This window comes from Actinomadura sp. 21ATH (genome assembly GCF_041951345.1).
Classification (GTDB): Bacteria; Actinomycetota; Actinomycetes; order Streptosporangiales; family Streptosporangiaceae; genus Spirillospora.
The window spans coordinates 22,221-47,136 of record NZ_JBGNUR010000007.1 but is presented as its reverse complement, the minus strand read 5'-3'; the positions used below and the strand labels follow the sequence as shown (position 1 = coordinate 47,136).

The 24,916-nt window shown below is 73.9% G+C and carries 26 protein-coding genes; 12 read left to right on the top strand and 14 right to left on the bottom strand.

The features are described from left to right. Positions 1-285, bottom strand: a complete 285-nt coding sequence (locus tag ACA361_RS21620) for a chorismate mutase (protein WP_375014335.1) — start codon at positions 283-285, stop codon at positions 1-3. A gap of 283 nt (positions 286-568) precedes the next feature. Here ACA361_RS21620 and ACA361_RS21615 point away from each other — a divergent pair, with 283 nt between their 5' ends. Further along, positions 569-1,345 carry a hypothetical protein gene (locus ACA361_RS21615; protein WP_375014333.1) on the top strand — a complete coding sequence of 259 codons (777 nt, stop codon included), beginning with the start codon at positions 569-571 and terminating at the stop codon, positions 1,343-1,345. Between the two features lie 369 nt (positions 1,346-1,714). Here the strand turns inward: ACA361_RS21615 and ACA361_RS21610 are convergent, their stop codons facing one another. Then, positions 1,715-2,266 (bottom strand): TetR/AcrR family transcriptional regulator, encoded by a 552-nt coding sequence (locus ACA361_RS21610; protein ID WP_375014331.1) that lies wholly within the window; start codon positions 2,264-2,266, stop codon positions 1,715-1,717. On the opposite strand from ACA361_RS21610, the gene ACA361_RS21605 reads away from it, so the two are divergent. After that, a complete protein-coding gene (locus tag ACA361_RS21605) occupies positions 2,226-3,698 on the top strand; it encodes an amidase (protein ID WP_375014329.1) in 1,473 nt (490 codons plus the stop codon). The two genes, ACA361_RS21610 and ACA361_RS21605, sit on opposite strands and share 41 nt — an antisense overlap. Positions 3,699-3,758: 60 nt before the next feature. On the opposite strand, the gene ACA361_RS21600 is transcribed toward ACA361_RS21605, so the two are convergent. The 4 genes from ACA361_RS21600 to ACA361_RS21585 form a co-directional block, all read right to left on the bottom strand. After that, the gene (locus tag ACA361_RS21600) at positions 3,759-4,511 is read right to left on the bottom strand and encodes a glucose 1-dehydrogenase (protein ID WP_375014327.1); all 753 of its coding nucleotides are present in this window, start codon (positions 4,509-4,511) and stop codon (positions 3,759-3,761) included. 21 nt (positions 4,512-4,532) lie between these two features. Further along, positions 4,533-4,877 (bottom strand): VOC family protein, encoded by a 345-nt coding sequence (locus tag ACA361_RS21595; RefSeq protein ID WP_375014325.1) that lies wholly within the window; start codon positions 4,875-4,877, stop codon positions 4,533-4,535. Positions 4,878-4,956: 79 nt separating this feature from the next. Beyond that, positions 4,957-5,652, bottom strand: coding sequence for an endonuclease V (locus ACA361_RS21590; protein ID WP_375014323.1), 696 nt, complete (start codon positions 5,650-5,652; stop codon positions 4,957-4,959). A 25-nt stretch (positions 5,653-5,677) separates the two neighbouring features. Then, positions 5,678-6,862, bottom strand: a complete 1,185-nt coding sequence (locus tag ACA361_RS21585; protein ID WP_375014321.1) for a serine hydrolase domain-containing protein — start codon at positions 6,860-6,862, stop codon at positions 5,678-5,680. A 104-nt stretch (positions 6,863-6,966) separates the two neighbouring features. Between ACA361_RS21585 and ACA361_RS21580 the strand changes: the two genes are divergently transcribed. Together ACA361_RS21580 and ACA361_RS21575 are read left to right on the top strand one after the other, a co-directional pair. Next, positions 6,967-7,440 (top strand): flavodoxin family protein, encoded by a 474-nt coding sequence (locus ACA361_RS21580; RefSeq protein WP_375014319.1) that lies wholly within the window; start codon positions 6,967-6,969, stop codon positions 7,438-7,440. 24 nt (positions 7,441-7,464) lie between these two features. Beyond that, a complete protein-coding gene (locus ACA361_RS21575; protein ID WP_375014317.1) occupies positions 7,465-7,764 on the top strand; it encodes a Dabb family protein in 300 nt (99 codons plus the stop codon). A gap of 18 nt (positions 7,765-7,782) precedes the next feature. Here the strand turns inward: ACA361_RS21575 and ACA361_RS21570 are convergent, their stop codons facing one another. The 4 genes from ACA361_RS21570 to ACA361_RS21555 all read right to left on the bottom strand — a co-directional run bounded on the left by ACA361_RS21570 (position 7,783) and on the right by ACA361_RS21555 (position 10,970). Then, positions 7,783-8,376 carry an ankyrin repeat domain-containing protein gene (locus tag ACA361_RS21570; RefSeq protein WP_375014315.1) on the bottom strand — a complete coding sequence of 198 codons (594 nt, stop codon included), beginning with the start codon at positions 8,374-8,376 and terminating at the stop codon, positions 7,783-7,785. 326 nt (positions 8,377-8,702) lie between these two features. Next, complete coding sequence (locus ACA361_RS21565; RefSeq protein ID WP_375014313.1) at positions 8,703-8,933, bottom strand: hypothetical protein; 231 nt, start codon at positions 8,931-8,933, stop codon at positions 8,703-8,705. A gap of 194 nt (positions 8,934-9,127) precedes the next feature. Then, the gene (locus ACA361_RS21560; protein WP_375014311.1) at positions 9,128-9,793 is read right to left on the bottom strand and encodes a TetR/AcrR family transcriptional regulator; all 666 of its coding nucleotides are present in this window, start codon (positions 9,791-9,793) and stop codon (positions 9,128-9,130) included. Between the two features lie 97 nt (positions 9,794-9,890). Continuing rightward, complete coding sequence (locus tag ACA361_RS21555) at positions 9,891-10,970, bottom strand: hypothetical protein (RefSeq protein WP_375014309.1); 1,080 nt, start codon at positions 10,968-10,970, stop codon at positions 9,891-9,893. 168 nt (positions 10,971-11,138) lie between these two features. On the opposite strand from ACA361_RS21555, the gene ACA361_RS21550 reads away from it, so the two are divergent. Then, positions 11,139-11,819 carry a hypothetical protein gene (locus ACA361_RS21550; RefSeq protein ID WP_375014308.1) on the top strand — a complete coding sequence of 227 codons (681 nt, stop codon included), beginning with the start codon at positions 11,139-11,141 and terminating at the stop codon, positions 11,817-11,819. A gap of 55 nt (positions 11,820-11,874) precedes the next feature. Here ACA361_RS21550 and ACA361_RS21545 read toward each other — a convergent pair whose 3' ends face one another. Beyond that, the gene (locus tag ACA361_RS21545; RefSeq protein WP_375014305.1) at positions 11,875-14,421 is read right to left on the bottom strand and encodes a M14 family zinc carboxypeptidase; all 2,547 of its coding nucleotides are present in this window, start codon (positions 14,419-14,421) and stop codon (positions 11,875-11,877) included. A 214-nt stretch (positions 14,422-14,635) separates the two neighbouring features. Here ACA361_RS21545 and ACA361_RS21540 point away from each other — a divergent pair, with 214 nt between their 5' ends. Then, positions 14,636-15,703 carry a zinc-binding dehydrogenase gene (locus tag ACA361_RS21540; protein WP_375014303.1) on the top strand — a complete coding sequence of 356 codons (1,068 nt, stop codon included), beginning with the start codon at positions 14,636-14,638 and terminating at the stop codon, positions 15,701-15,703. A 16-nt stretch (positions 15,704-15,719) separates the two neighbouring features. Here ACA361_RS21540 and ACA361_RS21535 read toward each other — a convergent pair whose 3' ends face one another. Then, positions 15,720-16,862, bottom strand: coding sequence for a hypothetical protein (locus ACA361_RS21535; protein ID WP_375014301.1), 1,143 nt, complete (start codon positions 16,860-16,862; stop codon positions 15,720-15,722). Positions 16,863-17,067: 205 nt separating this feature from the next. Between ACA361_RS21535 and ACA361_RS21530 the strand changes: the two genes are divergently transcribed. The 6 genes from ACA361_RS21530 (at position 17,068) to ACA361_RS21505 (ending at position 23,020) form a co-directional block, all read left to right on the top strand. Continuing rightward, complete coding sequence (locus ACA361_RS21530; protein ID WP_375014299.1) at positions 17,068-17,373, top strand: hypothetical protein; 306 nt, start codon at positions 17,068-17,070, stop codon at positions 17,371-17,373. A 239-nt stretch (positions 17,374-17,612) separates the two neighbouring features. Next, positions 17,613-18,683, top strand: coding sequence for a sugar ABC transporter substrate-binding protein (locus tag ACA361_RS21525; protein ID WP_375014297.1), 1,071 nt, complete (start codon positions 17,613-17,615; stop codon positions 18,681-18,683). Positions 18,684-18,758: 75 nt separating this feature from the next. After that, complete coding sequence (locus ACA361_RS21520; protein ID WP_375014295.1) at positions 18,759-19,544, top strand: ATP-binding cassette domain-containing protein; 786 nt, start codon at positions 18,759-18,761, stop codon at positions 19,542-19,544. A gap of 10 nt (positions 19,545-19,554) precedes the next feature. Beyond that, positions 19,555-20,826 (top strand): sugar ABC transporter permease, encoded by a 1,272-nt coding sequence (locus ACA361_RS21515; protein ID WP_375014292.1) that lies wholly within the window; start codon positions 19,555-19,557, stop codon positions 20,824-20,826. Positions 20,827-20,990: 164 nt separating this feature from the next. Further along, positions 20,991-21,782, top strand: a complete 792-nt coding sequence (locus ACA361_RS21510; RefSeq protein WP_366622712.1) for an ATP-binding cassette domain-containing protein — start codon at positions 20,991-20,993, stop codon at positions 21,780-21,782. After that, complete coding sequence (locus tag ACA361_RS21505) at positions 21,782-23,020, top strand: ROK family protein (RefSeq protein ID WP_375014884.1); 1,239 nt, start codon at positions 21,782-21,784, stop codon at positions 23,018-23,020. The genes ACA361_RS21510 and ACA361_RS21505 overlap by 1 nt, the downstream gene beginning before the upstream one ends. 43 nt (positions 23,021-23,063) lie before the next feature. On the opposite strand, the gene ACA361_RS21500 is transcribed toward ACA361_RS21505, so the two are convergent. After that, positions 23,064-23,663 (bottom strand): flavin reductase family protein, encoded by a 600-nt coding sequence (locus ACA361_RS21500; protein ID WP_375014289.1) that lies wholly within the window; start codon positions 23,661-23,663, stop codon positions 23,064-23,066. 89 nt (positions 23,664-23,752) lie between these two features. Then, positions 23,753-24,889, bottom strand: a complete 1,137-nt coding sequence (locus ACA361_RS21495) for a YbhN family protein (RefSeq protein ID WP_375014287.1) — start codon at positions 24,887-24,889, stop codon at positions 23,753-23,755. Positions 24,890-24,916: the final 27 nt, after the last annotated feature.

Below are 24,916 nucleotides of genomic sequence, written 5' to 3'. Positions count from 1 at the left end.
CTACGACGGCCCGCCGCGGGCGTGCTCGTCCAGCTCCAGCTCGATGAACGCGCCCACCATCGCCCGCCAGACGGCCTCCGCGACCGCGGGCTCCAGCCCCGCCTCCCGAGCCCGCCCCCTGGCCAGCGCCACGACCTGCTCGACCCGGCCGGGCGCCCGCACGGCCCCCTCGTCCTTCTTGAACGCCGCCGCGGCCTTCACCGCCCCCTGCCGCTCCGCCAGCAGCCGCACCAGCTCCCCATCGATCGCATCGATCCGCGCCCGCACTTCCTCGAGATCCCGCATCCCAAGATCGTCCCACCCCGGGGAAGGCCGTGCACCTCAGGCGGGCGGTCGATCGCCGCCTTCGCGCGCCCCTGCCCGGCCATGACCTGCGGAGACCTGGCAACGGCGGCGGCATCCGGAGGCCCGGCCGCCGCTTCACGGTAGCGGCGGAGCCGCAGAGCCCGCTGGACCGTTGTGCGACGTCCTCGTAGGGTTGGCCGCACCCAGCCGCCTACGCGCCGCCCTCACGACAACGCACCCATGTACATCGAGTCCGCTACAGAGGTAAGAGCCGTCCCGACTCATGGCCGAGGTGCTGATGCTCAAGCGAATGATTCCTCCGCTGATCCTCGTCCTCGGCGTGGGCGCGGCGGTCTTCTACTTCAATCAGGACACCCGGCACGATGTGATGATGCGCCATGAGGCCGAGTTCGCCACCATCCGGCAGCAGCTCGCGCGGCTCGCCTCCGTGGTGCGGCCGCCGCCTCCTCCACCCCGGACGATTCCCTCCACCGGATGCAACGGCGTACCGCCGGGCGCGCGGCCGTTCAAGTTCGACAGGGGCGACGCCGCCGGGACCAACACGGGCCTGGTGACACAGGCCCAGCTGAGAGACCCGGCCGGCCCCGCAGGGGAATGGTCGGTGATCGAGCCGGACCTCGCGAGGTACGTCGCCGCCACCGCGCCCGGCTACCGGCCGACCGAAGCCGACGAAGAGCGGGCGAGCGAGGAATTCGGCCGCTGGGTCCAGGCGATGGCGAACGTGCGCTACGTGGTCGTGGTCTGGACGGACCGTTCCGAGGGCTTCGCGCAGAACGGGCCCTGGGACGACACCCTGGGCGTGGAGGCCCATATAGCCGACCTGCGTACGGGCAAGAGCCTCTGCTTCGTCCACGCGGCCGGCGGACTGGGCGACCGCGGCCGCATCCTCTACGCCTACCCCGGGAACGGCGGCCCGGGGGCCAGGGAAGAGAGCGCGAGCGAAGCGGTGGACAGCATCCTCCGCAGCGCCGGAAAGACCGAGCTCGAGAAGAAACTGAACGGCCTGGGCCGCGGCCACTTCGACCTCGACACCGAATAGGCCTCCGCGGGCAGGGAGCCGATCGAGGGAGCCAACGCAAGCCGGCTTGCGGTGATCGCGCGAACTACACCCGGGCACCGTGTCCGGTTCTCCCCTGTTTATGCAGGTGAGCGGGTCTACGGGCGGTGCGGCGCGCGGAGGCTGAATAAGGCTGGCTCAGCGGTTCCCTAAGTGAGGCTTAAGGGTGTTCCGGTGGGGGGTGGGGGGATCTAGCGTTCCTGGTGTCACATCCAAGACACGGCGGAGGTGCACAGGCGGAGAGCAGAGCGAACGTCGGCTGAGGTTCCGACTGAGGTTCCTGATTGAGACAGGTTTTTGGCTCGTACGGCCCTGTAACCCCGCTCTTGGGCCGTGCGGGCCAAAGCCGTTTCAGGGGCGGGGCAGGGCGCCGTGGAGGAGGAGGCGGATGGCGTCGGCGGTGCCGGCGGCGGAGGTGTCGCCGGTGGCGAGGCGGCGGACGGCGAGGCCGTAGAGCATGGCGACGACGGCGGGGGCGTGGCGGTCCGGGTCGGGGATGCCCAGGGCGGTGAGCAGGGTGGTGGCGAGGCGGTCGTACGCCTCGACGGAACGGGCGGACGCGGCGGCGACGGCGGGGTCGCGGGCGGCGTGCAGGTGGAGTTCGAGGTTGGCGATCTGCTCGGGGCCGTACGCGAACGCGAGGACGGCCTTCTCCACCTCGTCGGCGGCCTGGTCGGGGCCGGTGTCGCGGAGGCCGGCGGCGTGCTCGGTGACGCGGGCGATCTCACGGTCGACGAACGAGGCCAGGGCCTCGCGGAGCAGGTCCGACTGGCTCGGGAAGTGGTAGGTGAGGGAGCCGAGCGAGACGCCGGCGGCCTTCGCCACGGCGCGGTTGGTCACGGCGCCGACGCCCTGCTCGCCGATGAGGCGGAGGGTGGCCTGCAGGATCCGGTCACGAGTCACGGGGGCAGTCTTTCGCGTTCGGGGAGTCCAGCGTATCGTTCGTTCGAACGAACGAGAGGGGTGGGCGTTGCTTCTGACCGAGCAGGTGGAGGCTCTGGGGCGGGGAGACGTCTCGTCGGAGGAACTGGTCGGGGCCTCGTTGGACGCCATCGAGCGCTCGGAGCTGGGGGCCTTCCGGGTCGTGCGGGAGGAGGCGCCGAGGGAGGCGCGGGAGGCCGACAAGCGGCTGGGGGAGGGGGAGCGGCTCCCGCTGCTGGGGGTCCCGGTCGCGATCAAGGACGATACGGATCTGGCGGGGGAGACCACTCCTTTCGCCGTCAAGGGGCGGCATCCGGTCGCCGTGCGGGACGCCGAGGTCGTGCGGAGGCTGCGGGCGGCGGGAGCCGTGGTGGTCGGGAAGACCACCACGTGCGAGATCGGGTTGTGGCCGTTCAGCGAGTCGGCGACCGGGTGCGCGCGCAACCCGTGGAACCCCGAGTACACCCCCGGCGGGTCGTCGGGCGGGAGCGCGGCGGCCGTCGCGGGGGGCATGGTCGCGGCGGCGGTGGGGTCGGATGGGGCGGGGTCCATCCGGATCCCGGCCGCGTGGACGGGCCTGGTGGGGATCAAGCCGCAGCGGGGGAGGGTGTCGGGGTTCCCGCACACCGATCCGTTCTACGGGCTGACGGTGTGGGGGCCGCTCGCGCGGAGCGTCCGGGACGCGGCGCTGATGCTGGACGTGCTGAGCGGCAGCCATCCGGATGATCTCTACCGGCTGGACGCGCCGGTTTCGAGTTTCGTGGAGGCGGCGTCCAGGGAGCCCCGGCGGTTGCGGATCGCGGTGTCGTTCCGGATGGCGCTCGGGGCCAAGGGGCCGCTGGATCCGGAGATCCGGGGCGCGGTGGAGCGGATCGCCAGGAGGCTGACCGAGCTGGGGCACAAGGTGTTCCCCGCCGATCCCGACTACGGGCTCGTCGGGCTGGGACTGGTGCCGAGGGGGACGGCGGGGGTCGCCGACTGGGTCGACGCGATGGAGGGCGGCGAGCCGGAGCCCCGGACGCTGGCCGAGGCGCGGCTGGGGCGCGTGGTGGGGCGGCGGCTGCTGCCGCTGGCGCGGAGGATGGACCCGGCGCTGCGGCGGCGGGTCGGAAGGATCTTCCGGTACGCCGACGTCGTGCTCACGCCTACGACGGCGCAGCAGGCATTGAAAGTGGGGCGGTACGAGGGCGTGGGATGGCGCAAGACGCAGTCGGGCGTCGCCGCCGCCTGCCCCTACGCGTGGCCGTGGAACGTCCTGGGATGGCCGGGCGTGAACGTGCCGGCGGGCCTGAGTAAGGAAGGTCTGCCCATTGGGGCGCAGCTGCTGGGGCATGATTCGGACGAGGCCACGCTGATAGCGCTGGCCGCGCAGCTCGAGGCCGTCGAGGGGTGGACGGAGCGGCGGCCCGGATGAACTTGCGGCGAGCCGCCGGTGCGGGGGTCCACTCGAACCGGCGGCTCGTCGCAGGCACTCTCAGAAGCCGGAGATCAGGCCGCCGTCCACGAGCATCTCGCTGGCGGTGCAGTACGAGGAGTCGTCCGAGGCCAGGAACACGACCAGGCCGGTGACCTCCTTGGTGTTGCCGAGGCGGCGCAGCGGCAGGTTCTCCATGATCTGGACGGCGCGGTCGGCGGTGGCCTCGACGACGTCGTCCTGCATCGACATCGCGGTGACGATGCCGCCGGGGTGGATGGAGTTGACGCGGATGCCGTCCTTGCCCAGCTCGCGGGCGGCGGACTTGGTGAGGCCGCGGACGCCGTGCTTGCTGGCGCTGTAGGCGGCCAGGCCGGCGGTGCCGATGAAGCCGTCGGTGGACGAGACGTTGACGATGGAGCCGCCGCCCGCCTCGCGCAGCGCGGGGATCACCGACTTGACGCCGAGCCACTGCCCGATCAGGTTGACGTCGATGATGCGGCGGCACTCCTCCAGCGTCATGTCCTCGATCGTGGTGTGCCGGATGATCCCGGCGTTGTTGACCAGGACGTTCAGCCCGCCGTACGTGTCGACCGCGGTGCGGACGGCCGCGGCCCAGTCGCCGGGTTCGGTGACGTCGAGGTGGACGAACGTGGCGCCGTCCAGGTCGGCGGCGAGCTTGGCCCCCTCCTCGTCGAGCACGTCCCCGAAGACGACCTTGGCGCCCTCCTCGACGAAGCGCCGGACGTGGGCCTTGCCCATGCCGCGCGCGCCTCCGGTGATCAGGGCGACCTTGCCGTCGAGCTGTCCCATGTACGCTCCTCTTTCTCTTGCCTACTGCCGGCTCGCGCAGAGGACGAGCGGGTTCCCGGCGGGGTCGCGCAGCACGGCGCGGACCCCGTCCGGTCCCTCCTCCGGCCCGCGGACGAGCAGCGCCCCGGCTGCGGTGAGCCGGGCGGTCATCGCGGCGACGTCGTCGACCTTGAAGGACACCGCGGGCTCGCCCCCGGTGAGGTCCTCCTCGGGCCCGGCGATGGCGAACGTGGTGCCGCCGCCGTCCAGCGTCGCGAACCGGGCGCCGTCCCGGGAGGTGACCGCCAGCCCCAGGACGTCCCGGTAGAAGCGGACCGCCTCGTCCACGTTCCTGGCCCCGTAGAGGACGTTGCCGATTCGGGTCATGGGGCAAGCCTCCGGTGGGGAACGGGCGGTCCGACGTGCGCCAACCTAGCGCACGCTTGGTAGCCGGACAATACCCCGGTCAGGAGGGGAGCGCGGCGAGCGCGTCGCGCGACAGCCGGTCCGCGCGCCGGGTCGTCTCGGGCAGCCGGAACTCCGGGCTCAGCGCCAGCGCGAGCCCGCACGCCGCGTCCAGGCCGATCGCGTTCCCGACGGAGACGAAGACCGGCCTGACCCCCGCGCGGGTCCGCAGCACCCGGCCGACGGTCTCGCCGCCGTCGCGCAGCGGCCCGGACGCGCCGCGCTCCTCGCCGACCGGCTCGTACGTCCCCACGAACGGCGTCTTCGCGATCCCGAACGACGGCAGCCCGGTCAGCACCCCCAGATGGCAGGCCAGCCCGAAGCGGCGCGGGTGGGCCACCCCGTACCCGTCGCACACCAGCACGTCCGGCACGGTCGCCAGCCCCCGCAGCGCCTCCACCAGCGCCGGCAGCTCCCGGAACGCGAACAGCCCCGGCACGTACGGGAACGCGGCCGTCCCCGTGACGACCGACTCCTCGACGACCTCCAGCGTCCGCGCGTCCAGGACGACGGCGGCGGCGGCCAGGCGCGCGGCCGCGTCCCCGCCGTCGCCCGCGTACGACACGTCCAGCCCGGCCACCGTCCGGGGCGAGTCCGGCCCGGGGGAGGCCAGGTCGAGCAGCGGCCGCAGCCGGTCCTGGAGCGCCCCGGCCTCCTCGGGGGTGGCGGGCCACGGATGCAGGTCGCGTACCTCCATGGCCCGAGAACCTACCCTCCGGCGGCTACATGGCCGCGTACGCCGCCTTCACCAGGTTGTACGCGCGCAGGTCGCCGGAGAGGTGCTGGCCCATCAGGTTGGGCAGGTACGCGACGGCGAGGCCCGCGTCCGGGTCGCCCAGGCCGATCGAGCCGCCGGCGCCGGTGTGCCCGAACGCCGACTCCTGCGCCGCGGCGGGGGTGAAGAACGTCATCGACGGCCGCATGTAGCCGAGGCCGAACGAGCTGTCCACGAGCAGCGTCCGGTCGGGGCCGCTGACGCGCGGCTTCATGGCCTCGCGCAGGGTCTCCGGCCGGAGCACGCGCCCCGCGATCAGGTCCCGGTAGAACCCGGCGAGGCCGGGCGCCGTGGTGAGCATCCCGGCCGCCGGCCAGCCCGCCCGCAGCACCACGGGGTTGTTGTAGCCGCCCTTGCCCGGGTGCGGGTTGTTGAGCGCGCGGTTGAGGCGGCTGCCGGGGTCGGTGTACGCGTCCGCGAGGAGGGTGAGCATGTCCTCGCCGCGGCCGGCGGGCGGTTCCGTGCCGCCGCTCTTGGGCGCCTCGTCCCCGCCGCCGGGGCGGCGCGCGGTCAGCTTGGCGGCCCGCGCGATGACGTCGTCCGGAGCGCCGATCCACAGGTCGAGATCGCCGCCGAACTCCGCCCGCACGAACTCGCCGACCGTGCGGCCCGAGAGCCGCCGCACGATCTCGCCGGCCAGCCAGCCGTACGTCAGCGCGTGGTAGCCGTGCCCGTCGCCGGGCGTCCACTCCGGCTCCTGCGCCGCCAGCTCCGCCGCCCGCGCGGGCGCGTCCGCCGCCTCCTCCGCCGACACCGGCCGGGCGAACGCGGGCAGTCCCGCCTGGTGCGACAGGAAGTGCGCGGCGGTCGTGCCGTCCTTGCCGTGCGTCCCGTACTCCGGCCACCAGTCCGTGACCGGCCCGTCCACCTCGTACGCGCCGCGCTCGGCCAGCAGCAGCGCGGCGGTCGCGGTCAGCGCCTTGGTGCAGGAGAAGCCGAACGCGGGGGTGTCCGCCGCCCACTCCCGCCCGGTGCGGTGGTCGGCGACGCCGCCCCACAGGTCGACGACCTTCCGGCCGCCCGCGTACACCGCCACGGCCGCGCCCAGCTCGCGCCCTTCGGCGAAGTTGCGCTCGAACGCGTCCCGCACGCCGGAGAAGGCCGGATCGCAGGTCCCCTGCACAGTGCTCATCGCCACGCTCCTCGCTCGAAGGGCTCACCCGTACGAAACCGAATGATGCTCGATATGGGCCCCGGACCGCGAGCCCCCTGCGCGGCGATCTAAGGTCGGAGGCGATGGAGAAGGCCAGGAAGAGCAAGCGGCTGCTGATCGTCCACCACACGCCGTCGCCGTCGCTGCAGGCGATGTACGAGGCGGTGCGGGCCGGCGCGACCACCGACGAGATCGAGGGCGTCGAGGTCGTGAGCCGTCCCGCGCTGACGGCGTCGCCGGTGGACGTGCTGGAGGCCGACGGCTACCTGCTGGGCACGCCCGTCAACCTCGGCTACCTGTCCGGCGCGCTCAAGCACTTCTTCGACCAGATCTACTACCCGTGCCTGGAGGAGACCGTGCGGCGGCCGTACGGGGCGTACCTGCACGGCAACAACGACGCGACGGGGGCGCTGCGGGCGCTGGAGTCGATCACCACCGGGCTGAGGTGGCGGGCGGCGCGGCCGCCGGCGGTCGTCACCGGCGAGCCGGGCCGGGCCGATCTGGAGGGCTGCTGGGAGCTGGGCGCGACCGTGGCCGCCGAGCTCGGGACGGTCTGAACGGGGGTCCGCTACCGTGACCCCATGAGCGGATTCCGGCACGTGGTGATGTTCGGGTGGGCCGAGGGGACCACCACCATGCAGCAGGAGGAGGTCGCGGCGAAGCTGCGCGAGCTGACCGCCGTGATCCCCGAGATCGGCACGCTGAGCGTGGGCCTGGACGCCGGGGTCAACCCGGGCAACTTCGACTTCGTCGTGGTGGGCGACTTCGCCGACCGGGACGCGTACGTGGCGTACCGCGACCATCCGGCGCACCGGGCCGTCGTCGACGAGTACATCAAGCCGATCGTGGACCGGCGCGCCGCCGTCCAGTACGAGCTGTAGCCCGGCAGCGGGCGCGGTTCAGCGGGCGCCGGCGGCCCTGAGGAGGCCCGCGATCTCGCGCTGCCCGCGGTCGAGGGCGTGCCGGAGCGGCGGGACGCCGGCGCGGTCCGCCCGGTTCACGTCGGCGCCGGCCCCGATGAGCAGCTCGACGATCTCGCGGTACGGGCGGGAGCCGTCCCCGGCCGTGACGGCCTCCAGCAGGCCGGTCATGCCGGCGCGGTTGGCGTGGTCGACCTCGACGCCGGTCTCCAGGAGCGCGCGCACGTAGCCGGCGTGGCCGCGCTCGCAGGCGGGGATGAGCGCGACGTCGCCGTCCCGGTTGGCCTGCGCCGGGTCGGGGCGGGCCGGGAGAAGCGCCCGCAGCATCGCCACGCCGCCCGTCATCCCGGTGACCAGGAACGGGCTGTCGCCGCGGTGGTCGCGCGCGTCGGGGTCGGCGCCGGCCTTCACGAGGACCTCGGCGGTCTCGACGTGGTCGGCCGCGGCCGCGAGCAGCAGGGCGGTGCGGCCGCGCCCGTCGCGGGCCTCCAGCGACGCCCCGGCCTGGAGGGCGTCCCGTACCGCGGCGGCGTCGCCCTTGGCCGCCGCCGTCAGCAGTTCCTCGTCGTTCACCGGGCCCCTTTCCCGCGCCTGCGCCAGAACGATCATCATTTCCGGTCCGGGCCGGGCGCGTCACCAAGATCGACGATCTTTGTCGGGCGAATACCGAGCAAGCGCTTGTGTCATCTGGTCGCCGGGGGTTAGGTTCGGCTGCGTAGGCACCGCCGGCGATCCCGCCCCCCGGGTTCGCCGGCCGCCCCGAGAGCGCCCCTCACCGGGGACGGATCGCGCCCCGTCCCCGGTGAGGGGCACGGGTCGCGGGGCAGCCCGAAGGGACCGGCAGGGCCGGAGAACAGAATTCGAGACGCGCCGGACGGGCCAAGGCCGATCCGGCGGGTTCATCCCAGCGAGCGTGCCCGCAGGATCAGATCGCGGATGTCCTGGGGCGTCGGGGCCTCCAGGAGCCGGGGGCCGTCGCGCATCGGCACCAGCGCCCACCAGGAACCGGTCGCCTCGCCGAACCAGACGCGCACGCCGGGGAACTGGCCCTGAAGATTCCGGGCCGTGGCCGCCCGCAGCTCCGCCGGCGTGGGCTCCTCGTGCCCGGCGGTGCCCCGTTGCCCCGTCATGTCGCCTCCCTCCCCCATCACACCGGTATCAGCGTCCGCGTGACGTAAAACATCACCCGGATTTGTTGAATTGTGACTAAAGACACCCGTGTCCCCCCTAAGGGGATGAGCGCGTCTTCATCAGGACGTACGGGCAGCGCGGTGATCCGGCTCGCCGGAACGGCGGGGGCGCGCTGGAGGGAGGGGCGGGGCGGTCAGCCGTGGACGTTGATCCCGTCGAACATGACCTTGAGGTAGTGCTCGCCCAGCTCGGTGGCGTCGAGCCGGCCGCCCGGCCGGAACCACCGGACCGCCACCCAGATCGTGTCGCGGATCATCCGGTACGTGAGCTTGGCGTCGATGTCGGAGCGGAACACGCCGTCGGCCTGGCCGGCCTTGATGGTGTCCACCCACATCTTCTCGACCTCGTCCTCGGACCTGGTGAGGTAGGCGAACCGGTCCATGTTCTTGAGGTAGTTCCAGTCGTTCTGCATCACCGTGATGGCGGCCCGGTGCGGCTCCAGGGTCGCGAAGGCGATGCGGACCAGCCCCGCGATGGTCTGCCGGGCGTCCTTCCCCTCGTCGATGACCTCCCGGTACGCCGCCATGATGTCGCGGAAGAACCCGGAGAGGATCTCGTCGACGATCGACTCCTTGGAGTCGAAGTGGTGGTACAGGCTGCCGGACAGGATCCCGGCCTGGTCGGCGATGTTGCGGACCGTGGTGGCCTGGAAGCCCTTCTCGGCGAAGAGTTCGGCCGCGAGCTTGACCAGGTGCTCCCGCCGCTCGGAGGCGAGCGCGGGGGAGCCCTTGCCGCGGCGGCGGGCGCCGCTCTCCCCGCCGGCCCGGGGCCGTCCTGAATTCGTGCTCGTGGTCGTCACCCCTTCATTATGCCGGGCGCGCCCCGCGGCCCAGGCCCCATCGCCCGCTCGCGCGGGGCTCGGCACCAGCGTACGCGACGTAGCAAGCGCTTGGTGTTCAGTCCTCGCTGGGCGGCAGCGCCGCGCCGCCGGCCTCGGCCGCCTCGGTGAGCCGGTCCCGCAGCCGGCGGACCAACTCGTCGCTCTGCTCGGTGAGCCGCTCGATCGCCGGCAGCGCGAGATCGTCCCGGACGGAGTCGGCGAGCAGGTCGTCGTACTCGTGCGCGCGGGCCGCCAGGGCGTCGAGATGGCGCTGCGCGCGGTACGCCTCGTCGGCCGCCCGGGTCCGCTCGGCGTACCGCTCCAGCGCCTCCACCCGGCGGACGACGGCGGCCACCGCCAGGTCCAGCTTCTCCTGGTACGGGCGCAGCGCGGCCTTCACCTCGGGGACGACCGACTCGTCGGCCGCCGCCCACACCCGGTGCTCCTTGCGCAGGTTCGACTGCCGGGCCAGCACCTGCGCGATCTCCCACTCCTGACGCGGCAGCGTCACGGCGTTGTCGACGTCGTCGAGCAGGCCCGCCCGGTTGACCTCCGAGTCCCGGACGGTGTCGGTCGCCGCCTGGACCCGGCCGAGCAGGTCGCGGGCCTCGCCGTCGAGGTCCTCGGGGGTGAGGTAGCGGTCGCGGCGGCGGGCCAGCTCGCGGGCGCGCTGGAGGTCGAGGGAGACGGCGGGGGAGCCGAGCGCGACCAGGACGGCCATCATCGCCAGCCCGAGCAGCCACAGCGAGCCCAGCACCGGGGCGCCCAGCACGCCCATGCCGAGGACGGTGAGCGGGGCCAGCCACACCAGCGGGCGGCGCCTGGCCACGATCGTGTCGAGTTCCGCCTTCAGTCCCGGGTCGGCCACCGGGCGCGGCTCCGGCGGGGCGCCGTCCTCCTGGCGCGGCGGCGCGATGCGCTGCCAGTACGTCCCGACGTGCGTCTCGAACGCGAAGTCGGTCGGCGAGATCTCGATCTCGGTCGGCCCGGCCGGCAGCGGCCAGGACCCGACCGGGTCGCCGCCGCCCGGCCCGGTGAAGCGGACCCACCAGCCGCCCTTGCCCTCCTCGCACCGGTAGCGGCCGGGCGCCACGTCGATCCCGACGAAGTACGTCCCCACACCGGGGATGGAGTTGCTCCAGGTACCACTGGTCACCGGCGACCTCCGACCCGACCTCTCCCGCCGTGTCCGTCCCCTCGGCCTCCCGATCGTTCCGCACCACGTCGAACGATCGGGAGCCGTCACTAGTTGCCCGTACCCACCGGGCCGCCGTGCCAACAGCGCCGGGCGGCCCGGCCTGGAGCGAAATGGAATACTCCTGCCGTGAGCACACCCGGTGATCCCTTCGACGACCCTCCGTGGGCGATGCAGCTGGTGGCGCGGGCCGAGAAGGCGGCGCCGCCCGCGCACTCCGCCGTGTGCGCGGCCGCCGCGACGGCCGTGGTGCGGCTGCTGACCGACCCGCGGGCGACCGATCCGGACGGCGAGTGGTTCCCGTTCGTGAGCCGCTGGGAGGCGGGGCGGATCCGCAAGGTGACGCGGCGGGCGCGCGGCGTGCGCTGGCCCGAGGTGCAGGAGCTGCCCGGCGTGACCGTCGAGCAGGACGGCGCGCAGGTGCGGGCGTTCGTGCCGGGCCCCGTCACCGAGGTGCCGCCGGAGCTGGCGAAGCTCCAGGTCGCGGGGCTCGACCTGGCCGACGTGCCCGAGGACGCGGTGCCGGAGCCGCCGAAGCCGCCGTACGCGGCGATCGCCCTCAACCCGGACGTGCCGATGACGACCGGCAAGGCGGCGGCGCAGTCGGGGCACGCCGCCCAGCTGCTCCTGCGCCAGGCGGGCGCGGCGGAGGTGGCGGCGTGGACCGAGGGCGGGCTGCGGGTGCACATCGCGCGGGGCATCCCGTGGCGGCGCTGCGTGGGGCGCGCGACGGTCGCGGTGCGCGACGCCGGGTTCACCGAGGTCCCGCCCGGGACGATGACCGCCATCGGGTGGATCGTCACCGACTGAATGGCGGCGGCGGGCCGGTCCTCCCTCCCGGAGGGCCGGCCCGCCGCCGCACCGCCTACGGCAGGGTCACCGCGATGGGGGTGATCCCGGACCTGCGGATCTCGGCCGCCAGCCGCCCCGCGAACGGGTGCCGGTCGGCCGGCAACCCGCGCGGGTTGTCGATGACGTAGTGCACGGCGTCCCCGCCGCGCCGCTCGGCCCACCTCGCGCCGACCGACCGCATCAGCGCGGCCGTGCGGGCGGCGTCGGCGGCCTTCACCGAGACCCGGATGGGCGACTCGGCCTGAGGCAGCGCCGCGGCCTTCGCGGCGGCCGCGCCGGACGGCGCCGGAGCGGCGAGCGCGGCCGCGCCCGGCCTCGGGTCCGGGCCGAGGATCGCGTTCGCCAGGAGCTTGGCCGTCCCGTCGGTGAACGCCCGGAAGTTGGGCTCGCCGCCGAACAGCACCGTGCGCCCCTCACCGACCGGCTCGTCGACGACCGCGGCCGTGCCGCCGAGCTCGGCCGCGCCGCGCTCGAACCCGGACACGAACCAGTCGGGCGAGTCCGCCGCCGGGTACCGCACCGCGACCTTCGCCGGGTCGGGCTGCCGCATCACCAGGTCGTACGAGTAGAACTGCCAGGCGGTCGCGCCCACGCCGCCGGCGAGCGGGCTCTCGCGGTCCACGTTCACGCGGAACAGCGTGCCCGGGACGTCCGAGGTGGGCTCGCTGAGCTGCGCGGTGGTCAGCCCGAGCCGCGCCGCCAGCTCGGTGCCGCCCTGCCAGCCGACGTAGCGGCCGCCGTCCCGCGTCCACTCCCGCAGCGCCGCCTGGCCGGCCGCGCCGAGCTGCCCGTACGCGGTGGCCGCCGGGCCGTTCGGCACGAGCAGCACCTCGACGCCCGCCAGCTTCCCGGCCGCGACGTCGGCGGGCTTCAGCAGGCTGAACGGAAGCCGCCACTCGCGGTCGAGCCTGTGCCGCAGCCATCCGGCCGACTGCCGCGCGGCCGACGAGGTGTCCGACAGCTGGAGCACGCCGATCTTCGGCTTCCCGCCGTGCCGGGCCACGGCGGCGCTCTCCTCGCGCAGCGCCGGCACGGACGAGGCGCGCGGCCGCAGCTCGGCGCCGGACGAGCCGCCCGACACGTTCCCCAGCAGCGGCAGGCTCCAGGCCGTCACGTCGTAGAAGTACGGGAACGGCGTGTAGGAGTCCTCGTTCAGCATCGCCTGCACCCAGTGCTTCTGCACCTGCGCCATGGGGATCCAGTAGGTGCCCGCGGGAAGCGTCGTCCGTGCCTCGGCGCGCCCGTACGCCTTGTAGTCGGGAACGGTCAGCGGCCTCGACAGCAGCTCCACGCGCACGCCCATGCGCTGGAGCCGCCGCACGATGGTGCGCACCTCGGCGCGCTTGGAGCGGTCGTCGGCGCGCAGGAAGTAGTGCCGCACCGCGCGGTCGGGGACGGGCCGGTCGACCTGGTTCGGCGGGTTGTAGATCCGGTTGGGCTCCAGCTTCCCGGCCCTGCCCTGCCGGTAGGCGTCGACGGCCATCTTGCGCCACTGGGTGAGGATCCTCTGCCGGTTGGCGGCGGCCTGCGACAGCGTCACCCACTGCGTCAGGTACTGCTCGCGGAACCGGTCCGGGTACGGGCTGTCGCCGCCCTTCTCGAACGTCATCCCGGCCGCGTGGAACGCGGTGGTCGGGACCGTGTCGCCGTACCCCTGGTAGAAGAGGTCGTAGACGTCGCGGTTGAAGAAGTCGATGCCCTGCCGGGTGAACTCCGCGGCCATCGCCGCGCCGTACAGGTCGTTGATCCACCCGACCGCCTCCTCGGGCGTCTCGTGGTAGATCGGGTCCGCGTTGGGCGGGAAGAAGTAGGAGTCGCCGCCCATCTCGTGCGCGTCGATGTAGAGCTGCGGCGGGTACTGGTTGAGCATCGCCAGCTTGCCGTCGGTCTCGGGCTGGGTGCGCGCGAACCAGTCCCGGTTCATGTCGAACCCGTACGCGTTCTGCCGGGTGTTCGCCTCGCGGCCGTCCGGGTTCTGCGTCGGCAGCACGATGACGAGCGCGTTCTCCAGCACGTTCGCCGCGGCGCAGTCGGTGCGGTCGCCGAGGTCGCGCAGCACCTGGAGGGCGGCGTCGGTGCCGCTGGGCTCGTCGCCGTGCACGTTGCCGCTCACCCACAGGATCGGCACGCCGCGCTCGGCGATCCTCCTGGCGAGGGCGTCGGGGGTGCGCGGGTCGCGCAGCCGGGCCGCGTCGGAGCGGACCTTCGCCAGCCCGGCCTTCGACAGCAGCCCGGGCTCGCCGACGATGGCGTACTTGAGGGGGCGTCCCTGCGCGCTCCTGGCCAGCGTCCCGGAGACGACGCGCTCGCTCCTGGCGGCGACGGTCTCCAGGTAGCGGTCGGACTCGGCGGCGGTGACCTGCCGCTCGCCGAGCTCGATGCCGAGGACCTGCTCGGGAGAGGGGACCTTGCCGCGGTACTCCGGCTCGGTCCGCGTCGGGTCACAGGCCGGGGCCTTGACCGGTGCGGCGGGCTGCGCCGCGGCGGAGGCCGCGAACGCCGCCGGGGCCGCCAGTGACGTGGCCATCACCACCGACCACGCGAGTTTTCGGGCTCTCATGTGCCACAAAGCTGACAGCGGCCGAATCGTCCACCAACGGCAACTGTTGACGAGATCGTTCCGGCCGGTCGGGCGGCGTCCCCCTTGACGCGGCGCCGTTCGCGGCCTCCGGAACGGCGAATGTGCCAGCGATCGGTGGCAAGGGGGTGCCGCCGCGGCCCCGGACGTGATTCGGTGCGGGAGGAAGGTTCCGCCACCCCGCCGGGAGGCCCGCATGCGCGCCGTGCTGACCAAGGACAGGACGATGGTCGTCACCGAGGTGCCCGACCCGGAGCCGCAGGAGGGCCAGCTCCTGGTCAGGACGCTGGCGTGCGGCATCTGCGGCTCCGACCTGCACGCGCTCCGGGACCCCGACGCGTTCATGGCGACCACCCGGCGGTCCGGCGGCACCCCGTACGACCCGCGCGACGGGCTGGTCTTCGGGCACGAGTTCGCCGCCGAGATCGTCGAGCACGGGCCCGGCACGCGGCGGGCGCTCCCGGCGGGCACCGCGGTGTGCGGGCCGCCGATCGCGTTCGGGCCGCAGGGCGCCGGGATCGTCGGGTACGCGCCGATGTACCCCGGCGGCTACGGCGAGTACATGGTCCTGAACGAGGGCCTGGTGTTCCCGGTCCCGCCCGGCCTGGACCCGGAGATCGCCGCGCTCACCGAGCCGTTCGCGGTCGCGACCCGCGCGGTCGACCGCAGCGGCATCGCGGCGGGGGACGTCGCGGTCGTGCTCGGCCTGGGGCCGATCGGGCTCGGCGTCGTGGCGGCGCTCAAGGCGCGCGGGATCGGGCCCGTCCTCGCCGCGGACTTCTCGCCCAAGCGACGCGCGCTGGCCGAGGGGCTGGGCGCCGACGAGCTGTTCGACCCGGCCGTGTCCACGCCGTACGGCCGCTGGGCCGACCTCGGCGTCCCCACCGGCGTGGGGGAGCGGATCGCCGCCGGGCTGCTGGGCACCACCGTCCGGGAGGCGGTGGTCTTCGAGTGCGTGGGCGTCCCCGGCGTGCTCGGGCAGGTCATCGAGAACGCGCCGGCCGGCTCCACGGTCATGCTCGTCGGGGTCTGCATGCGGGCCGACACGCTCGAACCCGGCCTGGCGGTGAACAAGGAGCTGACCCTGCGGGGGACGTTCGGCGCCCACCCCGCCGAGTACGGCGCCACGCTGGAGGCCATCGCGGACGGCCGGATCGACGCGGGCTCCATCGTCACCGGGACGGTCGGGCTGGACGGCGTCGCGCAGGCGTTCACCGATCTGGCCGCCCCGGACGCGCACGCGAAGATCGTGGTCGTTCCCTGAGCGGCGGCCGGGCGCGCTACTTCTCCGGCTCGTCCGGCAGCTCCATCGGCCGGGTGGCGTTCGCGGGCACGTCCCCGGAGTCGCGCGGCTCGCGCGGCTCCGGCGGCTCGAACGCCTGCGTCGCCTCGGAGTCCCGCGGGGAGCCGGTGTCCGCGACGGTCGCGGCGTCGTCCTCGGACACCGTGTCCTCGTCGGCGTCCGGAGCCGTCGCCGGCTCGGCGTGCCCGGGCGGCGCGGGCGGCTTGGGCAGGGGGAGCCCCTCGGCTCGCGTCACCTCGGACCCCGACGCCGGCGGGGCGGCGGGAGCGGGGCCGGGCGCCGGGGCGGGAGTGGGCGCGGCGGCGGGCTCGGGCGAGGGCGTGGCGGGCGCGGGGCGCTGGCCGTGCTGCCACGGCAGCGCGTTGCCGCCGGTGGCCGACTTGGCCGCCTCCTGCCAGCGGTTGAGCGTGGCGAGCGCGAACTCCTGCGTACGGGTCAGCGGCTTGCCGGGAGCGGCGGCCGGGGCCGGGGCCGGGGCGGGTGCGGCCGCGGGGGCCGGGGCCTCGCCGCCGGCGGGGACGGGCTGCGGCACCTGCGCCTGCTGCTGGGGCTTGGCCGCCCGGCCCACCCGCGCCTTCACGCTCAGCCCGTACGAGACGAACAGCAGCAGCGCGAAGACCGCCAGGTAGACGGCGTGCTCCAGCAGGCCGCCCCACTTGCCCTTGACGACGTCCAGGACGGCGAAGGCGGCGAACCCCGCGAACCAGCCGGCCAGCGCGGGCAGGAACCAGATGTCGCGTCGTCGCACGACTCCGGCGAGCGCGAGCGCCACCAGCGCCAGCTCGACCATCTTGACCGCCGCCAGGACGGGCGTGGCCGGGCCCGAGCCGATGTACCCGGCCAGCTCCTCGCGCCGGTCGCCCCAGCCGATCAGCGCGGTGGCGAACCCGGTCACCCCGTACGCGACGAGGAAGATCCCGATCGGGTAGTGGTACCGGTGCCAGTTCCGGCCGCCGCCCGCGCTCGGCGGCGCGGCGGGCGCGGGCCCGGCCGCCGGGGGCTCGGGCGGGCGGGGCAGCGGCGGGGGCGCCGGGGCGGTGCCGGGCGCCTCGGGGAGCGGCAGATCGGGCCGGGTCAGATCCCGGGGTGTCTCCGGGCTCGGTCCCGCGTGCGCCGTCATGCAAAGCCCCCATCTGGACGACCGTCTGGTACGCGCAAGATATCCCGGATCGCGGTAGCGCATTCACGGGTCCGCGCGCCTCCCTCCGAGGTTTTCCGCGCGCACCCGCTCTGACCTGGCCGAAGTGCTTGCGGACGGGGCGGGGAGGGAGGAGGCTGATTCCGCGCCGGGCCGCCCGGCCAGACGACGTCCCGATGGAGCGACGATGACGCCAGGGGAGACGGGCACGGGAACGGCCGCCGCGTCGGAGCGGACGCGCGTCCGCCTGCTGGAGGAGCTCGGCGACGAGCTGGTGCCGCTGGGGTTCACGGTGCGGCTGTCCCGCCCGCGCGGCCAGTCGCCGTACCTGCACGTGGTCAACCCGGACGCGGCCGCGCTCGCGGAGAACGTCCTGGCCGAGGAGTCCGCCGACGGCTGGTGGTACCGCTGGTCGTGGTCGGAGCGCATCGCGCCCGCCGCCGACGTCGCCGCGGTCGCGGCCCGGATCGCGCGGGTGCTCGCCGCCCGCTGACCTCTCCCCGCCGGGAATGTTGAGGCGCCGAACATTCGCGCCCGTTCCGGCGTGCCCGCGCGGCCGCCCGTCCAAGATCACATATCCGCACGTTGATCGCGTGTTACTTGATTGTTACGGCGGACAACAAATCGGGGGTCGACTTATCGGGCGACCGGGACATAAGTTGCGAGGCACAACATTCGTCCGTGTGACCACCGTCACCGGCGGATCCCACCCCCCAGAAAGGACCCGGGCCCATGCGCAAGGGGATCCTCAGCCTCACCGCCGTGTCGGCGGCCGCGGTGCTCACGCTCGCGGCCTGCGGGGACGGCGAAGAGGGCGGCGGCGAGAGCCGGCAGGGCAAGATCGGCGTGATCCTGCCCGACACCAAGTCCTCCGTCCGGTACGAGAGCTTCGACCGCCCCTTCCTGGAGCAGTCGTTCAAGGCGGCGGGCGTCCAGTACGACATCCAGAACGCCGAGGGTTCGACGCAGCGCTTCCAGACCATCGCCGACCAGATGATCACCAGTGGCGTCACCGTGCTGGTGGTGGACGGCATCGACTCCAACTCGGCCGCGGCCGTGCAGCGCAAGGCGCAGCAGCAGGGCGTCAAGACGATCGACTACGACCGGCTCACGCTCGGCGGCGTCTCCGACTACTACGTGTCGTTCGACAACGTGAAGGTCGGCGAGGAGCTCGGCCGGGGCCTGCAGAAGTGCCTGGGCGACAAGAACGCCAACATCGCGTACCTGAACGGCGCCCCCACCGACAACAACGCCACGCTCTTCGCGCAGGGCGCGCACAGCGTGCTCGACAAGGTGACCAAGTACAAGAAGGTCGCCGAGCAGGCCGTGCCCGAGTGGGACAACCAGCAGGCCGCCACCATCTTCGAGCAGATGTGGACCCAGCAGGACGGGAAGATCGACGGCGTGCTGGCCGCCAACGACGGCGTCGGCAACTCGGCGATCTCGATCCTGAAGAAGAACAACCAGGGCGGCAAGGTCCCGGTCACCGGCCAGGACGCCAGCGTCCAGGGGCTGCAGAACATCCTCGACGGCACCCAGTGCATGACCGTGTACAAGCCGGTCAAGCAGGAGGCCGACGCGGCCGCCAAGCTGGCGCTCGCCGTCCTCAAGGGACAGAAGGCCGAGACCAACGGGACCGCGGACGACCCGCAGGGCAAGCGCAAGGTGCCCTCGGTGCTGCTGACGCCCATCCCGGTGGACAAGAGCAACATCAAGCGGGTCGTGGACGACGGCTTCGTGAAGAAGGAAGAGCTCTGCGCCGGGTCCTACGCGGACAAGTGCGCCGACGCCGGCATCAAGTAGACCTCTCGCGGCGGGTCCCGCCGCTGGGACGCGCCGCAGGGTCTGTCCCCGCTGGGGCAGCACGAAGGGAAGCACGTGGCAGAAAACGGTGACCCCGTCCTCCGCCTGACCGGGCTCAACAAGAGCTTCGGCGCCGTCCACGTCCTGCACGACGTGGACTTCACGGCGCGGGCCGGCGAGGTGATGGCCCTGGTCGGTGACAACGGCGCGGGCAAGTCCACCCTCATCAAGTGCATCGCCGGGATCCACCCGATGGATTCCGGCACGGTCGAGTTCGACGGCCGGCAGGTCTCGATCGGCGGGCCGCGCGACGCCGCGGCGCTCGGGATCGAGGTGGTCTACCAGGATCTCGCGCTGGCCGACAATCTGGACATCGTGCAGAACATGTTCCTGGGCCGCGAGCGCCGCCGCGGCATCGTGCTCGACGAGGACGCGATGGAGGAGGCGGCCCGCGAGACCCTCGCCCGCCTCTCGGTCCGTACCGTCAAGTCGGTCCGCCAGCAGGTGGCGAGCCTGTCGGGCGGGCAGCGGCAGACCGTCGCGATCGCCAAGGCCGCGCTCTGGGAGTCCAAGGTGGTGATCCTGGACGAGCCCACGGCCGCGCTCGGCGTGGCCCAGACCCGGCAGGTGCTGGACCTGGTCCGGCGGCTCGCCGACACCGGCCACGCGGTGGTGCTCATCTCGCACAACATGGTCGACGTGTTCGAGGTGGCCGACCGCATCACGGCGCTCTACCTGGGCCGGGTGGCGGCGGACGTGGCGCGCGCCGACGTCACCACCGGGCAGGTCGTGGAGCTCATCACCGCCGGCCGTTCCGGCGATCTCGGCCTCGCGCCGGCGACCGCCGCCGAGAACATCTGAAAGGGCTTCGATGTCCATCGACAAGGGTGCCGCCATGAAGCTGGCGGACTCGGACTTCGCCGCCGACCGGCGCGCGCGCGACGTGCGGTCGGCGCTCGGCGACTACTGGATCCGGGTGCGGTCCGGCGACCTCGGCGCGCTGCCGGCGATCCTCGGGCTGGCCGGGCTCGTCGTGCTCTTCACCGCGCTGCGGCCCGAGACGTTCCTGAGCGAGCGCAACATCGCCAACCTGTTCACGCAGGCGATGCCGGTGACGATCCTGGCCCTCGGCCTGGTCTTCGTGCTGCTGCTCGGCGAGATCGACCTGTCGGCCGGCGTGGCCAGCGGGGTGTGCGGCGGCGTGATGGCCTCGCTGATGGTCGACGCGGGCCAGCCCTGGTACGTGGCGGTGCTGTCGGCGGTCGCGGCCGGCGTCGTCATCGGGACCGCGATCGGCTGGCTGGTCGCGGTCGTGCGGATCCCGTCGTTCGTGGTCACGCTCGCGCTGTTCCTCGGCCTCCAGGGCATCACGCTGCGGCTGATCGGGCAGGGCGGCACCGTCCCGGTGCACGACGACGTCATCGTGGCGCTCGCCAACAAGAACATGCCGGTGTGGCTCGGCTGGCTGCTGGCCGTCGTGACCGCGGCGGGCTACTCGGCGATCCAGCTGTGGCGCTGGCGGAGCCAGCACCGGCGCGGGCTGGCGAGCAAGCCGGTCCAGCTGGTGGTCGCGCAGGCCGGGGTGGTGTCGCTGGCCATCCTGTTCGGCACGTACGTGCTGAGCATCGACCGGGCGCCGAGCCCGCTCATCACGCTGGCCGGGGTGCCGTGGGGCGTCCCGCTCGTCGGCGTGCTGGTCATCGTGGCGACGTTCGTGCTGGGCCGGACGGCCTACGGGCGGCACCTGTACGCGATCGGCGGCAACGCCGAGGCCGCCCGCCGCGCCGGGATCAACGTGACCCGGCTGCGGATGTCGGTCTTCATGATCTGCTCCGGGCTGGCCGCGGTCTCCGGCATCTTCGCCGCCTCCCGCCTCAACTCGGTCACCCCCGACGCGGGCGCGGGCAACACGCTGCTGTTCGCCGTCGGCGCCGCCGTCATCGGCGGGACGAGCCTGTTCGGCGGGCGCGGCAAGGCGCGCGACGCGATCCTCGGCGGGCTGGTGGTGTCGATCATCGCCAACGGCCTGGGGCTGCTGGGCGCCAAGGCGTACGTCAACTTCCTCATCACCGGCGCCGTGCTGCTGCTCGCCGCCAGCATCGACGCGCTCGCGCGGCGCCGCAGGGCGTCGACGGGCCGATGAACCCGGGCACGGGAACGGGAGAGCCGGAGGCCCTGGCCACCGGCCTCCCGTCCCCGTTCGAGGGGCGCGGGACCGCCTTTCAGACGCGGGACGCTGCTGCTACGCTCGCCAGGCGTGACCGTCTTTCGCGCGATGACGGTGCGGCACGGTGGGAGCCCCTCGGCATGTCAGTGACACCCGTTCTCGACCTGCGCGGCATCGACAAGAGCTTCGGTCCCGTCAAGGTCCTCCAGGACGTCTCGTTCACCGCCTACCCCGGCGAGGTCACCGCGCTCGTCGGCGACAACGGCGCGGGCAAGACGACGCTGGTCAAGTGCATCGGCGGCATCCACCCGTTCGACTCGGGCAGCTACCTGTGGAACGGCCGCCCGGTCCGCGTCGGCAGCCCCCGCGAGGCGGCCGACCTCGGCATCGAGGTCGTCCACCAGGATCTCGCGCTGTGCGAGAACCTCGACATCGTCCAGAACATGTTCCTCGGCCGCGAGCGGCGCCGCGGGCCCGTCCTGGACGAGTCCGCGATGGAGGAGCTGGCGGTCACCACGCTGGCGTCGCTGTCGGTCCGCACGATGCGGTCGGTGCGGCAGCGCGTCTCGGCCCTGTCGGGCGGGCAGCGGCAGACCGTCGCGATCGCCCGCGCCGTGCTGTGGGACAGCAGGCTCGTCGTCCTGGACGAGCCCGCCGCCGCGCTCGGCGTCGCGCAGACCCAGCAGGTGCTGGAGCTGGTGCGGCGGCTGGCCGACAAGGGGCTGGCGGTGGTGCTGATCTCGCACAACATGAACGACGTGTTCGCGGTGTCGGACCGCATCGCCGCGCTCTACCTGGGCCGGATGGTCGCCCAGGTCAGGACCGCCGACGTCACCCACGCGCAGGTCGTCGAGCTGATCACCTCCGGGCGCAGCGGCGACCTCGGCCTCGTCCGCGAGGCGGACGCACCGGCGGCGGGACCGCCCGCATGATGAAGGCGGGCCCGTCACAAGAGGAGATCCGGCGCCACAACCTCGGCACCCTGCTGCGCTTCGTGCACCTGCGCGGCCCGGCCTCGCGCGCGACGCTGGCCGGGTCGCTCGGCCTCAACCGCAGCACGATCATGGCGCTGACCGCCGACCTCACCGCCGCCGGGCTGGTGCGCGAGGAGCTGCCGCGCAGCCCCGGCCGCCGGGCCGGCCGCCCCTCGCTGGTGGTGCGGCCGGAGTCGACCCGGGTGTACGTGCTGGCGTTCGACGTCGGCGTGGACCGGCTCGGCGTGGCCCGGGTCGGGCTCGGCGGCGAGATCCTCGAACGGCGCGAAGCGGCCCGCGACCGCGGCTCGTCCGACCCGGCCGAGATGGTCGGCGCGCTGGCGGCGGCGGCGCGCTCGCTGGTGCGCAAGGCCGGGCGCGACTCGGTGTGCGTGGGCGCGGGGCTGGCGTTCCCCGGGACGGTCCGCCGCGCCGACGACCAGATCATGTTCGGCCCGAACCTCGACATCGGCGACCTGGCCCTGGGCGAGGCGCTGTCGCGCCGGCTTGGCCTGGGCATCCCGGTCTCGGTGTGCAACGACGCCAACCTCGGCGCGCTGGCCGAGCACGAGCGCGGCGCGGGCGTCGGCTGCGACAACCTCATCTACCTGCACGGCGACGTCGGCGTCGGCGGCGGCATCATCGTCGGCGGCCGGCTGCTGGGCGGCGAGGAGGGGTTCGGCGGGGAGATCGGCCACATGGTGGTCAACCCGGGCGGCCGGGGCTGCGCCTGCGGGTCGCGCGGCTGCCTGGAGGCGGAGGTGGGGGAGCGGACCCTGCTGGCCCACGCCGGCCGCGCGGAGGTCCCCGGGCTGGCCGGCCGCGACGCCGTCCGCGCGGTCGTCGACGCCGCCGACCGGGGCGACATCGTGGCGCGCGACGCGCTGCACCGGGTCGGCACCTGGCTGGGCTGGGGCGTGGCCAACCTGGTCAACATCTTCAACCCGGGACTGATCGTGTTCGGCGGCACGCTCCGCGACGTCTACCTGGGGTCGGCGGCGCAGGTGCGCAGCGTGCTGGCGACGGGGGCGCTGGCCGCGCCCCGGGAGAAGGTCCGCCTGCGCACGGCCGCGCTGGGGGACGACACGACGCTGGTGGGGGCGGCGGAGTTCGCGTTCGCCGAGGTGCTGGCCGACCCGGTCCAGGTGCTGGCGCGGCTGCGCGCGCCCGAGGACGCGCCCGTCACCTCCAAGTAGAGGCCGCGAGCAGGAGCCGTGAGCGGAGGCGGCGGGTGCGGGGCTAGGCGTCGAGGCGGCCGTACTCGCCCTTGTAGAACAGCAGCGGCTCGCCGTCCCGGTTCCGGGCGAGGTGCCGGACGCGGGCCACGACGATCACGTGGTCGCCGGCGACGTGCTCGGCCTCGACCTCGCACTCGATCCAGGCCAGGCCGCCGTCGATCACCGGGGCGCCCGCGGGCGACTCCGTCCAGCCGATGCCGGCGAACTTGTCGCCGCCCCTGGTCGCGAGCCGTTCGCAGACGTCCGCCTGCGACTCGCCGAGGATGTTGACGCACAGCCGCCCGGCGGCGCGCAGCCGCGGCCACGTCGTGCTGGTGTGCGCCACGCAGAACGAGACCAGCGGAGGATCGAGCGAGACCGAGGTGAACGAGTTGGCGGCCAGGCCCGTCGGGCGCCCGGCCGCGGGATCGACGGCGGTGATCGCGACCACCCCGGTCGCGAACCGGCCGAGCACCGAGCGGAAGCGGGCGGTGTCGATGTCGGCGACCGCGGCCGCCCTGGCCGAGGGCTGCGGAGCCGGTACCGCGCCGGCGGGACTCTGCGCGGAACTCTGCACGGAACTCTGCACGGACGCCCTGGCTGCGGTCGCTCCGTCGGCCATGAAACCCGAACCCTCCTGTAGCCGTGCGTTGCAGTCGCCTCTCGTACAACCGGCGCGGGACCGAAAGATTCCCGTTCGCGTGGAAGCTTCTATGGGCGACGGGTGCCGGGCGGCATCAGGTTCTGCGCCGCCGCGTACGGGGACATCGCCATGGCGGTCGCCGACAGGCCGGCGAACACCAGCCGCCCGGCCGCCGCGAGATGCGCTCCGGCCCGCGCCGGGAGCCGGGCGCCCTCGCGCAGGCCGAGCCAGGCGAGCCAGCCGACCGCGACCACGACGACGTACGAGACCAGCCGGTAGAGGCCGACGGCCGCGCCCGCGGGGGCCAGCGCCGCGCCGAGCGCGACCAGCGCGGCGGCCATGCTGCTCTCGATGGCGCCGAGCCCGCCCGGCAGCAGCGGCAGCACGCTGCCCGCGGCCTGCGCCGCGAAGTAGGCCAGCGCCACCACGTGCGGCGCGATGCCGATCCCGACCGCCTGCGCCGCCGCGAAGAGGGCGAGGATGTCGAACACCCAGTTGACCAGGGCCAGCGCCGCCAGCGCGGCCCAGTCGCGGCGGCACGGCCGCAGCACCCGGCGGCCGTCCCGCAGCCCCTGCACGTGCGGCGCGATCCGCGGCCGGGCCAGGACCGCCCGCAGCGCCCGGCCCGCCACCGCGGCCGCGCGGGCGCGCGGGCCGCGCCGGGCCAGCACCAGCGCCGCGGCCGCCGCCGGGACGGCCGGGACGAGCAGTGCCGCCAGCGCCGTCTCCCGCGCCTGCGGCGCGGCCAGCAGGGCCGCCAGCGCGACCGCCGAGTACGCGGCCGTCGTGATCACGCCGCCCGCCAGGATCACCGCCGTGGCCAGCTGCGCCGTCGCGCCGCTGTGCCGGAACTGCCGGAACGTGTAGACCACGCTCACCGCGGGGCCGGCGGGGAGGGTGGTGGACAGCGCGTTCCCCGCGTACGTCACCGCGATCGCCCGGCGCAGCGTCATCCGGACCCCGCCGATGCGCAGCAGCCGCCGCTGGAGCCGCGCGAACGCGCCCATCGAGATCGCCGAGGCCATCACGACCAGCAGGATCCACGCCGGATGGGCCCGCGCGGCCGCGTCCCGCATGGCGCCGAAGTCGGGGAGGCGGTCCCGGAACGCGACCAGCAGCGCGACCGCCGAGATCCCGAGGCCCCACTGCACCAGCGTCTTCGGGCCGGGACGGCGGCGTGCGGACGCCGCGACTGAGTCGCTCATGTCCCGGTCACCTCGCAAGCTAGCCCC